Origin of the sequence: Pedobacter zeae, assembly GCF_014196715.1 — a bacterium.
Lineage (GTDB): Bacteria > Bacteroidota > Bacteroidia > Sphingobacteriales > Sphingobacteriaceae > Pedobacter > Pedobacter zeae.
Genome location: NZ_JACIEF010000002.1, coordinates 183,047 through 198,214, shown reverse-complemented (window position 1 = coordinate 198,214; position 15,168 = coordinate 183,047). Strand labels below are relative to the sequence as shown.

The window sequence follows — 15,168 nt, the reverse complement described above, 5'->3', positions numbered from 1 at the left end:
TCATGACGTTATAGTTCCAAATTCAACCCTACGGTATACCTTCTTGCTAAAGGATATCCGCCAGAATTATCAAAACCAAGTGCTGTTACATTTTCCGGGTTAGGTCCGCTGTAGCGGGAAAAGGTTGCAAGGTTATCTCCGGTTAAATAGATCCTCAAATTATTAAGCCTAAGTTTATTCGCCAGTTCCTTCGGAAGCGTATAGCCCAATGTAACCGCGTTTATTTTAAAGTAAGAACCATCTTCCTGAAACAAGCTCTGGTTGGTTCTGAATGGAGCAACCAACACTGCCCTGGTGTAGTTGTACGGATTCGGATATTTTGCAATATCGCCTGGTTTAGTCCAATAATCTAGCCCGCTCAATGGTAAAACGGCTTGTGCCCCAAATGGATTTCCGGTCAACACCAATCTTTCGGCAATAGCCGTATTCATAATATCGCGGTCAATAGTGAATGAACCGTTCAATGAAAGAGAGAAATTTTTATAACTCACGGTGGTTGCAAATCCGCCTGTATATATAGGCTGCGAATTTCCGATTACCGTGCGGTCGTCCTGATCATTTATAACATAATCGCCATTACGGTCAACAAAAATTGGATCTCCCGCCTGGTAATAACCGCCACCTGAGCCTCCCTGGCGCAATGGAAGCCCGGTTACAGGATTTACAGGAACATCCGACTGTCTGGAATAAACACCTCTGTTTTCATAAATAAAATTTGAAAGCGAGTTACGTCCAACGTGCAGCACAGTACCGCCGATCACTATTTGCTGTACACCTCCGGGTAACCGGGTTAACATGTCCCTGTTCATTGCTCCGTTGACCGTGAAAGACCAATTTACCTTGCTGTTTAATGGAAGCGGGCGAAGGGTAAGTGAAATTTCGTTACCCCAGTTGCGGATCGACACCTCGTTGCTTAAAACATTGTCAAATCCTATCATATTTGCGAGGGCTAAGGTTCTGGCCTGGCGATCGATGGCACGATAGTAAGACTCAAAAGTCAATTGTACCTTATTATTAAACAAGCCCAAATCATAGCCCAGGTTATAGGTTGTTCCTACGGCCGAGCCGAGGTTTTTATTTGGAAGTAAAGCCTGGTCAATGGTGATTCTGGATTGACCATTATAGGTCCCATTCGGATTATAGGTTCCATAAACCGTAAAGATATTTCCTGTTGGCGTTATATTTTTACCCCAGGTTAATCGTAATGCACTATATGTTAACCACTTCCATCCACTAAAAATGGTTTCCCTTTCCATGTTCCACCTCAAACCGATAGAGGGGCTCCTGGTATATGGATCGTCGACACCACTGAAAGACGTGGCATCCATCCGGTAACTGGCATCAAAAACATATTTTCTTTTGAAATTATAGGAGAAACTTCCGGCAAAAGAGACTGCCCGTAAATTACTGTAGGCCCTTAACCCTGCCCCCCTTGTAGAAGAGGCGGCGCCGATAAAACCAAAAGGCCCCAGATAGTAATCTGAAGAAAGCCCGACCTGCTTCAGGTCGTTTGCCTGGTATTTTTTAAAGTAAACCTCGTTAAAACCAAATATGGTAAAGTCGTGCCCGCTTTTTAAACTTTTTGAAAAGGATATCAGATTCCGGTTATAAAGTGTCTTCCGGGTATCATTAAAATATTGTATCGCAGCCTGTTGGTTATTGGCAATAGCAGGCGTAAAAGTATAATCAATTGAGTTGACAATATCATAACTACCGGTAGTACGTAAGGTTAATCCCGGTATTGGATAATAGGTAAATTCAAGATTGGTCTTTAAATTCTTCGTTGGGTTACTGTTATCTACATTAAGATTGGCAAGGGCATCATTAGAGGCTAAAAATAATGAGGGGCCCGGCAATAGCGATGAAGCGGCCGCACTTCGTGCAACTCCTGTATTGAGCAGGCCAACGCCGTTACCCTTTTTCCGGTCCATGATACTCCCGTTAACTAACGCAAAAAGTGAAATCTTTGAATTTGGCTTATATTCAAAGTTGTTACTGAGTGTAAAACGGGTAACCCCCGTATTTACCTGGATACCGGTTTCTTTATAATAACCAAAATTGGTCTTGTAATTAAAACTTTTATCACCACCTTCTACACCGATATTATGCGTTTGGTTATAAGTAGTTCCATAATAGATTTCCTGCCAGTTTGTAGAGTTATTATAATAAGGATTTAAACTATCAACCAAAGCTGCATTCGAATTTAACAGCGAGTTAATATCCCTAAAACCTCCGTACTGGTAAATCTGTTGCAATTTTAAGTCGCGTTCTGCCTTACCTCCAATGGTAGCCCTTAGCTTCGGAGGAGTACTGATAAAAAAATTGGTGGTGTAGCGCAACCTGGGTATTGCCGACATTCCACGGCGCGTGGTAATCAGAATAACGCCATAAGCCCCACGCGATCCATATAACGAGGTTGCCTGTGCATCTTTAAGCACTTCTATGTTGGCAATATCTTCCTGGGGAATCAGCGACAGCGGGCTCGCGCCACCAAAAGAATTAAAACTATCGGCAGTAGCCGGATCCACATCGGTCGGTACACCATCAATGACATATAATGGTGAGGTTGGACTCAGAAAAGCGTCGGCATCATTACCGGTACTGGATGCGGTGACCTCCACATTCGAAAGGCCCCTCAGCAATACACTGCCCCGAAAACCCGGTGCCCCGGTATTTACCTGGATATTTAATCCTGCCACCTTACCCTGCAGCAACTGTTCGGCATTTGCAACCGGCACCTGCTGCAGATCGTCGCCAGAAATCTTCACTGAAGAACCCGAGCTTAAATCGCGGGTTTTAGTAACGAATCCACGTATAACCAGGTCGTTTAAGGTGCTTACATCAGGATTAAGTACAATGTTAAGTGTCCTGGCAGCATTAACTTCACGGGTCTCAAAGCCTATTATACTAAATTTCAATCTCGAGTTTACTGGTACGGTTACCGTAAAGCTACCGTCAGCTTTTGTTGAACCAAGCGCCCTGTCAGGAGATCCTTTCAGTGTGATATTTACTCCGGGCAGGCCATCATCAGTCCCTTTTTCTTTAACGATACCGCTCACAGTCAAGGTACCCTGAGCTGAAAGGTCCTTTATCGAGAACAAACAGATAAATGTGAGTACGGAAAAAAATAGTTTCATTTGAGTAAAATCTAAACCAGATAATAATTGATTTTTAAGTTGCGTGCCCTTATTCATCTTCAAACTTTGGATTCTCGTTATGAAAGAAAAACACAATTTCCCAATCACCGGCCTGATAGATGTTAAATGGCAAGGTCATGGTTGCGATTACCCTGAGGCCACTAAAACCAATTCTGTTGTAGCTAAAGGTCAGTTGTGCCTGCGACCCATCAGCGGTGGTATAAGGTGTAGGTAAGTTGGTCAAGGGAATAGGATAGGCTACATCATACTTCACCGAGGTTGGGCTAATTACCGGGTTAAATCCGTGAATAAGCTTCTGCCAGTTTGTACCATTAAATTTTAAAGGATTAATGGCGATCGAATCTTTGTCAAAAAATTTGATAGTGAGAGTATTTCCATCGCCTTTACGCTTAAAATATACCCAAACATCCTGCTTCAATGCGGTGGTTCCCGCACCGGTTTCACGAACCAGCGGGTTACCGGTAGTTACGCCAACCATGTTTACCAGCGTTGCAGGGATCAGCCGTTTAACAGCACCAGAAACTTCTTTTCGCGGAACCGCAGTGATTTCATTAAGATGATACGATGGTTCGTACGGTCGCGAAGCTAAAGGTGCCAGGAACAAGGGACCCAGAACTCTTTCGCCGCCGCCATTACTGATCTTTACGTTAAAGCGGTAAGCAGTATCAGGCTGTGGTTTGCGAAAATCTGCATCATTGGCAGACGACCACATGATAAACTCACCGGCCGAATTAACCTCAAAAAGCGGCCGTTCTTCTATACTCCGTTTGGCATTGATTTCATCGACGCTTTTCTCATTACCCGTATAAGCCTGTTTCCAAACGTAGACATTACGCTTCAGGTTTAACTTATCGGAAGGGGACCGATCGAGATTAGTAAAATCGGTGATTTCAAACTTAATCGGAAAATTTGAATTATCCGATTTGAAATAGCTGAATAAGGTATTACGCCCCAGAATTGGTCTGAGTATAGGTGCTGAAGTATAATTCGCATCCGGACTAAGATAGGGCCTGTCTTCCGGTAAATTAAATATTTTTTTACATGAAGAAAGGAAAAAAACTACTATCGCTACAAATAAGATAATTTTTTTCATTATCAATGAGGTCTTTATATTGGTTTGGTTCATTAGTTAACACGTTTAAATACGAAAGCATCGAAACTTAAATCAGGTACAGAAGTCATGGTACAAAAAGTCAGGTAATGGGTTCCCTTGGTTAAATAAAAGGTACCGGCTTTCAATTCATCCATCTTTCCTCCGGTTATCGGTAGTGCAACACGCCTGGCCAATAGCTTCCAGTCTAGCCGGAGGTCGCAGTATGCAGGAGGATTGCCCGTACTGTTTTGAACACTGTAGTGTAATTTGATTTCGTAATTACCATCTGCAGGTACCTCAATAGAATAGTTGGTCCATTCGCCGGTTCTCATGGCAGCAACCCTATACCCCTGCCGGTAAAAAATACCTTTATTGTATGCTGCGGGTTGTCCCCATAGGTCCACCCCTTCAGCAGTTCTGTACTGCCCGCCATCATTCCAGTATCGTCCGTCAATCTCGTTGCAAGGGCTTCTGGTATCGTGATAGGCTACACCGCAGCCTCCGTTATCGTAATCTTCTGCCTCTAAAGGCTCCGAATCGATATCGAATGTTTCAGGCAACCTGAATGCAAAATCGCGGAAAGGTGTTGAAGGTTGTTTGCTGTAGTAGCCAAAACCAAAAAAGTGCTTATCGTCGATTACATGTACCAGGCCGTTCCTGGTTGGTATATCTATAGAATAGGCTATGGCTGATGACCAGTTCGCTTTAAACTCCGTCCTGTTTTTACTGCTGTAAACGATTGATGAGGGTCCTGCACCTACCTGCCCCATTGCCGACGAAGCGGTTGCCTTAGCGTTCAATTCATATCCGTATTTGTAGGCAAAAACAGTTATTCCGTTAAGAACCGATAATTTTTTAGAAGAAAAAGTGCCTTTGAGTATATAACGGCACATCAGGCTATCCAGTTGATCCAGGCGGTAATCTTTCAGGTAGATAGGCTTTTTGCCTGTACGCAATCGCTGTGCATTTAAGTCGTCGGAAGCCAGTCTGAAACTGGTATTGGTAACGGCAAAAAGGGTTACTGAATCTGATTTTAGCACATCGGCTAATTTCAGCCGGTCGACCACAAATAATAACGAATCGAAGATTCCGGGTTTGCTCTTGAGATAATCGTAAGTATTACCAGAAAAACCCCTCCCGGTTTCTGAAAGACCGCTTTTTAATTCATTCTTTTGACAGGATGTTAATAATGCCCCTGCTACCAAGCCGAGTATCATTATCATAAAACTAAATCGTTTCATATTATTTCCAATAGGGATATTGTGTTAACATTGGATTTTGACTGATCAACGTACGGGAAACCGGCCAGTAGATACCGCCACTTTGGATGAGCTGGTTAAATTTTGGATCGTTATTTTTGATTTTCTTAAATCTGACATAATCATACCATCGCCAGCCTTCACCAATCAACTCACGCCTTCTTTCTTTGAAGATGGCATCAACCAGCGGACCGTTATCCCGCTCGCTTACATAGGCTGGTACGCTGTTATTAACCCTTACCTGGTTCAGGATCGTTATAGCACCTTCCTTATCATTCAAGGCTGCCTTACATTCGGCTAAGAGTAGTCCCATTTCTGTAAACCGGCTAAAAACGATTGGGCTGGCAAAAACACCTAAGTCTGAGGGTACATTAATACCTTGCTTATTTGGAAAACTAAACCATGGCACAAATATTTTCCTGAAAACAGGATAGGGTTTATCAAATCCTGTAAAAAAGCCATCGGCCGACCTCACAATCTTTGTGACACTGTCTACAGCGAAACGGGCATCCGTCCCCTCATTATAAATGGAGAATAAACTGTCTTTAGGTACATAAATTGCCGGGATTCTTCGGTTTGGTACAATGGGATCAGCGGCAGTTAATTCTTCTATTACATCGGATGTCGCCAATTCGCCCCGGGCTACGGCAAACAGTACTGCAGGGTGATTTGCGCCCCACATGTAGCCGATGTAACGTACGTTTACTGTTAGTCCGTCATTTACATTACGGAATGTTCCGGCTAATGCTGCTCCGGATCCTGATGGCCTCACGGTTTTATCAACTATCTTCTGCGCATAAATGGCAGCGTTAACATAATCGCCTCTCCAGGCATACATGTGAGCAAGCATGGTCCAGACCGCCTGTTTGCTAACCAGGTAACCGTAGCCGTAGTAAGTTGCGATGTTCTGTCCATAATACAATCCGGTTTGTTCAGGATCAAAGCCATCATAAGCATAAGGCAATTTGGGTTCTGCCTCGAGCAAATCCTGTTCTATTGCAGCAAAAATCTTGTCCTGTGGATCACGTGGCTTATTGGTAAAACTTCCCTCGTGCGAAGAAAGGATAAGCGGCACATCGCCCCATATCCTGCACATGTAAAAATAAGTGAAGGCCCTTAAAGCTTTTACCTGCGCCCGGTCTAAATTATAGGTTTGCTCTACAAATCTTTTGTCCTTTTCATACACTTCGTGAATTCTTTCCAAGTATAAATTTGCGGCATTGATAGTAGCATAAAACGGGCGCCAATCCGAGAGGTCATTAATTAGCTTATAATCGGCATTCAGCATGTTATTGTGGATGGCCTTAAGATCAAGCCTTGAGGTAGGCTCAAAATCGGCCAATCGAACATCGCCGTAAATCACATGCCGGTTATTATCCGACATTGCAGCCCTGTTAAGCGCATAAACCCCGAACAATGCGGCTCTGGCATCTTCTAAAGTACTCCACATGTTTACTTCTCCGACAGCACGTGTAGAGCCTGTATCTAAAATCTTCTTGCAACCTAATAAGGGAAGCAACAGGCTAATGAGCATTATATAACTTAATCTTCTCATTTCTAAAAACTATTTAAAATCAACTTTTAATCCGGCAGCAAACATCATGGGCAAGGAAAGTCCATAGCCGGTATCAATACCGCTTGTATTAACCAGTTCAGGATCACGGCCAGAATAGGAGGTTATAGTGAATAAATTACTCGCAGAAGCAAAAACATAGAAAGATTTAAATCTTGTTGCCTTATTAGACTTGAGCAACTTATCGGTCAGGTCGAAACCAAGGCTAATGCTCCTAAGTTTAAAAAATGAGGCGTTTTCCAAAAACAGGTCCTGCTCTGACCGGTAGGGGATAACCGGGCTCCATGGGTTATAGATAGGATATAAAGCCGCGTTACCCTGCTCCTGCCAAAACGTAAACTCTTTTACCGAATTGATACTGTTCTCGGCTTCGCGGTTAATGAAATTGAAACGGTCAGCCATGGTCTGATTCAGCACTTTTCTACCTAAATTAAAATAGAAACTGGTTTGTAAATCCCATTTTTTATATCTCAGGCTGTTGTTCCAGCCACCTGAAACTACGGGTAAGATATGGCCTGTTAGTATCTTGTCTTTATCGTCAACATTATAATCACCATTGATGTCTGCCCATTTCGGGTCCCCTGCTTTTAATTCGGTGCCTTTATAGGTCATTTTATTTCCCGTAGATGGATTTACAGGAACCTCGTCATCAGCATTGTAAACGCCATTATTCTTTAATACCCAAAACTGATCTGCGGCGTGGCCAACCTGTAGTTTTCTATCACCAATAATGATTTCGGATATGCCGCCCGGCAAAGCTTTTAAAGTATTGCGATTAAAATTCAGATTGATAGAAGAGTTCCAATTAAAACTTTTCTTTGCAGCAGATTTTAAAATATCTGCTGATAAAAATAAATCGACACCTTTATTATTAATGTCCATACCCGGCTGAAACAACCCGGTATAGCCATATTCTGCAGCCCCCGGAATGTTAATCAGCTGTTTTTTTGTGGTTGTTGAATAGAAGCTCAATTCTCCTACGATCCTGTTTTTAAAAAAACCAAAACTTGCTCCGGCACTTAACTGCTCGTTATAGCTCCATGGGATGTCATAACCCAGGTATCCGTATAAGTAAGACCTCATTAACGTTGCGGTATTCAGGTAAGAGGGAATTCTGAGATCATTTGACCAGCCAGCTTCTGATGCGTACTGCGTTCCCAATGAAATGCGATCGGTTAATTGAGCAATGCCAATACGCCCCACACTCGCTTTAAGCGTTAATGCCGAAATGACCGGGGATTTAGCGAGTTTGTGATTTTTGATGTCCCAGGCGCCTGAAAGAACCGGAGAAAAGAACCAGCGGTGAACCGGCTGCATATTGGATGCCCCATCTGTCCTGAGTAATAAACTTGCACTGTAAAAATCTTTAAACTTATAGGTTCCGGATGTGTAAAAAGATAGAATGTTCGTAGCAGTCTGGTCAAGGAATTTGAAGGTTAACTGGTCTCTGAAAGCCCCATTAGAGTTAAAATTGCCCGCCTTGAGCAAATTTACCTTTAAATAGTCACTTACTCCTTTATAGGCATAAGAATAGCTGTACTGGTCTTGATCCCATTGTATAGAACTGCCAACTGTAAAATCAAAAGAATGCTTCGATTTCAGGTCAATTTTGTAGTTGAGTGAATTATCATACACCAGGCGCTGGCTAAGACCAAAGTAGTTGGATGCATAGTTCGAATTATCTAATAATGTACTCGGATAAAACAGGTCTCTACCGCCTTCATTGTAACTCACCCCAAAACGGGTATTGTAACTGATATCTAAAGGCAGCTTTATGGCCACATTTAAAAAACCGTTCGCAATATTGTTATAGTTCTTATCGAATCCTTTATTAAACTCATTGATGAACGAATTATAACTGTCGATATTGGGTGCCGGAGCTTCTGCCAGGTCTGGTAAATAGCCTACCTCTGCCAGGCGGTCCCTGTTATATTTATTCCGGCTCCGGTCTAACCTTGTACCTTTTATATTAGCACTCACCGTGATCCAGCTTCTCGGGATAATATTCAGGTCAATAGATGTATAATATTTATTCAGCGCCGTCTCGTCTGCGTTACCGGCACTTTTTTGTGTTCCTACGTTGAACTTAAAGGTGGCCCTTTTAGAGCCTCCTGACATTAATGCATCAGCATTATACATCAGTGCATTTTTATAATAAGCATCCGCCCAGGATGACTCGCCATAATATTTGGTCGTAATGGAATCCCGCAAAAAACCAGGATAAGACTGTAACTGCACCGGGGTGGCATACCTGCTATAAAAGCGTTGCCTGAAACTATCTTCGTATCCCCCGTTTAAGGTGGTAACTGATGGTTTTGCGGCAACACCAAAAGAAGTGTTAAAACTCATGTTTGATGTTGTTGACCCAGCCCTTGTGCGGATATAAATTACACCATTCGCTCCACGGGCGCCATAGATGGCTGTTTTAGACAAATCTTTTAATACTTCTACCGACTCTATATCCGCAACATTGAGCCCTGCAAGCAAATTGGTAGAAGGGCCAATTCTATTAAAACTATAATCGGGTCTTTGTATATCATATACAAAAGGGCTTTCGTTTGAAAGAACAGGCAATCCATCAATAACCACTAAGGGTTGGGTTTTTAATACGTCTTCCTGGGTGATCAAAGGAGTAGATGTACCACGGATAAACATATACTGGTAAGTTCCCGGCTCACCACTGGCCTCGGTAGCATATAATCCTGCAACATTTCCTTTTAGGTATTGTTGTATGCTGTTTGCAGGAAATTTAGATTTTATAGGTACTGCAACACTCTGAAGACCTTTTAACTTGGCTGGCTGCTTTTTGATCAGGACTTTCGAAGTATCTTCTGAAGGCTTCTTATTCAAAAGTGAATCAGATTGAACTTTCTGAACTGCCATTGCTGCACTCAAAAAATTCAACAAAAAAACACACAAAACAACAATAATACGCATAGTTTGTTCGTTGATAATAAAGTTTTTAGGACTGTTAGTTCTAAAAATATTGATGAACATTTTAGATTTAACGGGTCTATATTGGTTAGTTTGTTTGGAGGGAAGTTAAGCCTCCATGCGATGAATTGTTCCTGAATTAATCTACTTCCAATTTCGATCGGTTTTTATTCGTTTCCACCCTGTTTAATTTGCTAATGCAAATGTTATCCACAGCAACATGAAATTTTAAATTTTCATTCCTTAATCTATCCGGTCGTAAGGATGAAGCTAAACTCTTCCACAACTCATCTATAGTTTTTTAAACTATTTACCAATAGACACTGCTTATCAGATTTAATACTCTATTTATTTTTAAAAAAGTAAATGTAAAGGCGAAAACATCGACCGAAGATTTGGAATTAGCGAACAGCTCGTCCCATAAAATTTTGTTATAATCGCTGCAAAGGAATTGTTGGTATACTTAGTTTACTTTACCAAAAAGTTTATTTTTCAGTCCCCTTTCCAGGAAAAAGGATGAAGGCTTTATTGATTAAATGCAGTTAAAGAGTATTCATTCTGTTATTTATTGTCTGTATTTACAATTATTCAACAAGATGTTTCAAAAATTAGTTATCACATTCCTTTTTATCCTGGTCGCCTTAAACTGCTTTTCTCAGCGCCCTCCGGTTTTAAACATCGCCGTATCGCCTTTCAACGAGAAGGAGGTGAGCCTGGGTATTTCGGAGGTTAAACACCGGGAAGAACTGGATATTTCCTTTCTAAATGCCCAGGAACCCGACAGGTTATTGCATAATTTCAGGCTTACTGCAGGTCTTCCCTCTACTGCCAAACCGCTTGCAGGATGGGAAGCCCCCGGCATTGGCCTCCGCGGGCATTTTGTGGGCCACTATCTTTCTGCCGTTTCCCACCTTGCAGAAAAGTACCACCAGCCTGGGCTTACATCGAAGTTAAAATACATGATCGATGAACTTTACAAATGCCAGAAAGCTTTCGGAAACGGCTATCTGAGTGCTTTTCCAGACAAGGACTTTAACACCCTTGAAACTAAATTCACCGGGGTTTGGGCGCCCTACTATACTTATCAAAAGATGATGCAGGGCATGCTCGATGTTTACCTCCATACGCAAAATAAAAAGGCTTATGAAATCCTGTTGGGCATGGCTTCCTATGTAGATAAGCGGATGGCTGTACTGCCCAAAGAAACCCAGGAAAAAATGATGTACACCGTGGAGGCAAACCCTCAGAACGAGATGGGTGCAATGAATGAAATTTTGTACAAACTCTACGCCATTTCCAAAGATCCAAAACACCTGGCCCTGGCCAAAATTTTCGATCCTCAATGGTTTTTCAATCCACTTCTGCAGAACCGTGATATCCTTTCCGGGCTTCATTCCAATACGCACCTGGTATTGGTGAACGGATTTTCTAAAGGTTATACGGCTACCGGTGATACCCGCTACCGTGAAGCCGCTACAAATTTTTGGGAGATACTGATGAAAGACCACGCCTATGTTAATGGCTCCAGCAGCGGCCCCAGGCCAAATGCCACCACCAAAACTTCCCTTACCGCTGAACACTGGGGTGAGCCAGGACATCTTTTTACCCTTTCAAAAGAAATTGCAGAAAGTTGCGTTTCGCATAATACGCAAAAACTGACTTCCGATCTTTTTACCTGGACTGCAGATGCCAAATATGCAGATGCTTATATGAACATGTTTTATAATGCAGTATTGCCTGTACAAAGCAAAAATACCGGGGCATTTATTTATCATTTGCCACTGGGATCGCCCCGAAACAAAAAATACCTTAAGGAAAATGACTATGCCTGCTGTACCGGTTCCTGCGCTGAAGCCTTCGCCCAGCTCAATACCGGTATTTACTATCATAACGATTCGGCACTTTATGTTAATCTTTACCTGCCCTCAAAGGTTAACTGGAAAGGAAAACATATTAGCCTGGAACAAAAAGGAGAATTGCCAAAAGATTCTCTTGTAAACTTCCTGGTAAAAACAAAAAAGAGTACTGGTTTTTCGCTTAAGCTCTTTATCCCATCCTGGGCTCAAGGTACAGAAGTATACCTTAACCAAAAGAAGTTATCCATTAACCCAAAACCCGGATCGTATCTTAGCCTGAACAGAACCTGGATGGATAACGACCAGGTGCAACTTAAATTTCACTATAGTTTCCAGGTCAAACAAATGCCCAATAGCCCTCAGGTAATATCCATTTCTTATGGTCCGGCTTTACTGGCCTTTGAAACGGGCAACGAAGTGATTTTGAAAGGTGAGGCAAATGATCTGCTGAAAAACCTCACGGTATTAGATCACAGCAATGCTACTTTCCAAATTAAAAACTTTAAGAAGAATTATATACTCAGGCCATTATATGATATAGATACCCAATCTTATGGTGTATATGCTACCTTAAGTGATTTTTAAACCTGTTACCATGGATAACAGGGAATTTTCCTAAAGCCAACATAGGGCAAGCCATCGGCTTTAAAAGCCTCCAACCAAACATCTTTTTCCCAGGCTGTTCAATGACGCCTAGGTATTTTTGGCAGTAGAATAAGAAACCCGCACCAACTCCACGATAATAGCCGCAGCGGTTATCCCGGCCTATACCAAAACCCAGACGATTTTCTTTCTGTATTATCAAGCGTAGCCAACATCGCCTTATGCTTGGCAATTCGGAATTGTGATGTGAATAAACATACACAGTAGATTCAGGATTGAAAAAAAACACCATAAGACAAGAGATATCGGTACAAAATCCGAAACAAATCATAAAAAAATCGCAAAAAACCATAAAAAATACGAAAATATAGACGCTGATTGTTTCAGATTGCGGAGATGTAGAGATTTGTCATAAGTACCACTACTTAACTTCGTGCTGCTAGGCCATTGAGGTTTCACTTTTGAGATTTCCCCGGGCCTTTCTTCTGCAAAAAAGAACTGTACGGTACCGACCAAACACAACAACCTAAATCTGAGATGAAAAAAACCTTGTTAACCTTAGCCACAGTACTATTGATCAGCATTAATAGTTTTGGGCAGATTATGAAACCTGTTACCTGGAGTTATGCCGCAAAACGCATCAATGCCAGTGAGGCCATTATTTATATGAAGGCAACGATTGATAAAGGCTGGCACCTTTACTCCCAATTTGTAAAAGAAGGCGGGCCGGTAAAAACCACCTTTACGTTCAATCCCGCTCCGGGTTATAGCCTTATCGGCAAAACAACTGAGCCTAAACCGGTAACCAGGCACGAGCCGACATTTAAGATGGATGTGAGCTTTTTTGAACAAAGTGCCATTTTTCAGCAAAAAATAAAGTTAAAGGGAAAGTCAACCACTGTAAAGGGCAAAGTAGAATTCATGGTCTGTAATGATACCCAATGCCTTCCACCGGACGAGGTTGAGTTTAATGTTCCAGTTAAATAAACGCAGAAATGAACAACCTGAGAAAAATTCTTCCTGCCCTGCTTCTGTTTCTCCTTTTGGGTTTTCAGTCCCACAGCCAGGATAGCACAGCGGCTGACGATCTGGTTTTCACTGAAATTAAACCCGATAGCCAGGTAAGCGACACGACTGCGGTATCAGCTATTCAACAACCACAAAAAGAAAAGGGCAGTGTTAAAACTACCCCCGTACCAAAGGATGATACCACATTGATGGGAATATTTGCAGCAGGTTTTATTGGCGGGCTTGCAGCGTTACTGATGCCGTGTATCTTCCCTATGCTGCCCCTCACGGTAAGCTTTTTCACTAAAGGATCCGAAAAAGGAAGGGCCTTCCAGCGGGCATCCCTTTACGGCCTGTTCATCATCCTCATTTATGTGATCCTGGGGCTGATTATTACGGTAATTTTTGGTGCAGATGCACTGAACAATTTATCAACCAATGGAATATTTAACTTTATGTTCTTTTTGTTACTGGTTGTATTTGCCGCTTCGTTCCTCGGTGCATTTGAAATTACCCTCCCCTCATCATGGGTAAATAAGATGGATGCCAATTCAGACAGGGGCGGTATTTCAGGCTTATTTTTTATGGCCGGAACATTGGCATTGGTTTCCTTTTCCTGCACCGGACCGATCATCGGAACACTTTTGGTCCAGGCTGCAACCACAGGAGCCTTATTAGGGCCAGCGGTGGGCATGTTCGGTTTCTCTCTGGCATTGGCCATTCCCTTTGCCCTATTTGCACTGTTTCCTTCAGCCATGAACAAACTCCCGAAATCGGGCGGTTGGCTTAACAGTGTAAAAGTGGTTCTCGGATTGCTTGAACTGGCTTTTGCTTTAAAATTCTTAAGTAATGTGGATCTGGCTTATCACTGGGAGTGGTTCGACAGGGAATTATTCCTTTCATTGTGGATTGTCATCTTTGGTCTTATGGGATTTTATTTACTCGGAAAGCTTCGTTTTTCGCACGATAGCCCGTTGGCTTATCTATCGGTACCGAGAGTGTTCCTTGCCACAATTGTACTGGCCTTCACCATATACCTTATTCCGGGAATGTGGGGTGCTCCGCTAAAATCGGTATCTGCATTTCTCCCTCCCCAGGAAACCCAGGATTTTGATTTATATACAAATGCGCTGGTGGGCCATACCGGCAATCAGCATTCAGATAGTAAACCCCATAAATATGCAGATAAATTTCATGCACCGCTAAAGCTTAATGTTTATTTCGATTATGCCGAGGGGCTTGCTGCCGCGAAACAGCAGAACAAACCGGTGTTAATCGATTTTACAGGACATGCCTGTGTAAACTGCAGAAAAATGGAAGCAAATGTATGGCCGGATAAACAGGTGTATCAGCTGTTAAATGAGGATTATGTAATCATCCAGTTGTACGTAGATGATAAATCGGAACTCTCACCGGAAGACAAAGTAATAACCCCTGAAGGCAAAACGCTGAGCACGATCGGAAAGAAATGGAGTGATCTTCAGGCGAGAAAATTCGCATCCAACTCACAACCATTTTATGTGATACTCGATCCTAATACCGAAGAAAAACTAGTTGCTCCACAGGGAGCAGACTACGATGCGGCCAATTACCGGAAATTTCTGGCGGCAGGGCTTGCCGCTTATAAATAAAATCATTTTACGGAGGGGATAGAAGCCCGTAAAATTAGTTAGTGATGTAAGAG

General features: G+C 42.4%; 8 protein-coding genes. 3 read left to right on the top strand and 5 right to left on the bottom strand.

What is annotated here, in order from left to right:
• Positions 1-8: 8 nt before the first annotated feature.
• Genes GGQ60_RS07370 through GGQ60_RS07350 form a run of 5 tightly spaced genes read right to left on the bottom strand, consistent with a single transcriptional unit; the run spans position 9 to position 9,966 of the window.
• On the bottom strand, positions 9-3,137 hold the full coding sequence (locus GGQ60_RS07370; RefSeq protein WP_183761740.1) for a SusC/RagA family TonB-linked outer membrane protein: 3,129 nt from the start codon (positions 3,135-3,137) through the stop codon (positions 9-11).
• Between the two features lie 49 nt (positions 3,138-3,186).
• Positions 3,187-4,251, bottom strand: coding sequence for a DUF5007 domain-containing protein (locus GGQ60_RS07365; RefSeq protein WP_183761737.1), 1,065 nt, complete (start codon positions 4,249-4,251; stop codon positions 3,187-3,189).
• A gap of 32 nt (positions 4,252-4,283) precedes the next feature.
• Positions 4,284-5,474 (bottom strand): fasciclin domain-containing protein, encoded by a 1,191-nt coding sequence (locus tag GGQ60_RS07360; protein WP_183761734.1) that lies wholly within the window; start codon positions 5,472-5,474, stop codon positions 4,284-4,286.
• A 19-nt stretch (positions 5,475-5,493) separates the two neighbouring features.
• On the bottom strand, positions 5,494-7,065 hold the full coding sequence (locus GGQ60_RS07355; RefSeq protein ID WP_183761731.1) for a RagB/SusD family nutrient uptake outer membrane protein: 1,572 nt from the start codon (positions 7,063-7,065) through the stop codon (positions 5,494-5,496).
• A gap of 9 nt (positions 7,066-7,074) precedes the next feature.
• A complete protein-coding gene (locus GGQ60_RS07350) occupies positions 7,075-9,966 on the bottom strand; it encodes a SusC/RagA family TonB-linked outer membrane protein (RefSeq protein WP_183761727.1) in 2,892 nt (963 codons plus the stop codon).
• Positions 9,967-10,613: 647 nt separating this feature from the next.
• Between GGQ60_RS07350 and GGQ60_RS07345 the strand changes: the two genes are divergently transcribed.
• From GGQ60_RS07345 to GGQ60_RS07335, 3 genes are all read left to right on the top strand, one after another.
• The gene (locus GGQ60_RS07345; RefSeq protein WP_183761724.1) at positions 10,614-12,458 is read left to right on the top strand and encodes a beta-L-arabinofuranosidase domain-containing protein; all 1,845 of its coding nucleotides are present in this window, start codon (positions 10,614-10,616) and stop codon (positions 12,456-12,458) included.
• 555 nt (positions 12,459-13,013) lie between these two features.
• The gene (locus GGQ60_RS07340) at positions 13,014-13,463 is read left to right on the top strand and encodes a protein-disulfide reductase DsbD domain-containing protein (RefSeq protein WP_183761721.1); all 450 of its coding nucleotides are present in this window, start codon (positions 13,014-13,016) and stop codon (positions 13,461-13,463) included.
• Between the two features lie 8 nt (positions 13,464-13,471).
• A complete protein-coding gene (locus GGQ60_RS07335) occupies positions 13,472-15,115 on the top strand; it encodes a protein-disulfide reductase DsbD family protein (RefSeq protein WP_183761717.1) in 1,644 nt (547 codons plus the stop codon).
• Positions 15,116-15,168: the final 53 nt, after the last annotated feature.

Coding starts and splice junctions, on each gene's coding strand:
- GGQ60_RS07370 (WP_183761740.1), bottom strand. CDS start 3,137: ATGAAACTATTTTTTTCCGTACTCACATTTATCTGTTTGTTCTCGATA.
- GGQ60_RS07340 (WP_183761721.1), top strand. CDS start 13,014: ATGAAAAAAACCTTGTTAACCTTAGCCACAGTACTATTGATCAGCATT.
- GGQ60_RS07345 (WP_183761724.1), top strand. CDS start 10,614: ATGTTTCAAAAATTAGTTATCACATTCCTTTTTATCCTGGTCGCCTTA.
- GGQ60_RS07360 (WP_183761734.1), bottom strand. CDS start 5,474: ATGATAATGATACTCGGCTTGGTAGCAGGGGCATTATTAACATCCTGT.
- GGQ60_RS07335 (WP_183761717.1), top strand. CDS start 13,472: ATGAACAACCTGAGAAAAATTCTTCCTGCCCTGCTTCTGTTTCTCCTT.
- GGQ60_RS07355 (WP_183761731.1), bottom strand. CDS start 7,065: ATGAGAAGATTAAGTTATATAATGCTCATTAGCCTGTTGCTTCCCTTA.
- GGQ60_RS07350 (WP_183761727.1), bottom strand. CDS start 9,966: ATGGCAGTTCAGAAAGTTCAATCTGATTCACTTTTGAATAAGAAGCCT.
- GGQ60_RS07365 (WP_183761737.1), bottom strand. CDS start 4,251: ATGAAAAAAATTATCTTATTTGTAGCGATAGTAGTTTTTTTCCTTTCT.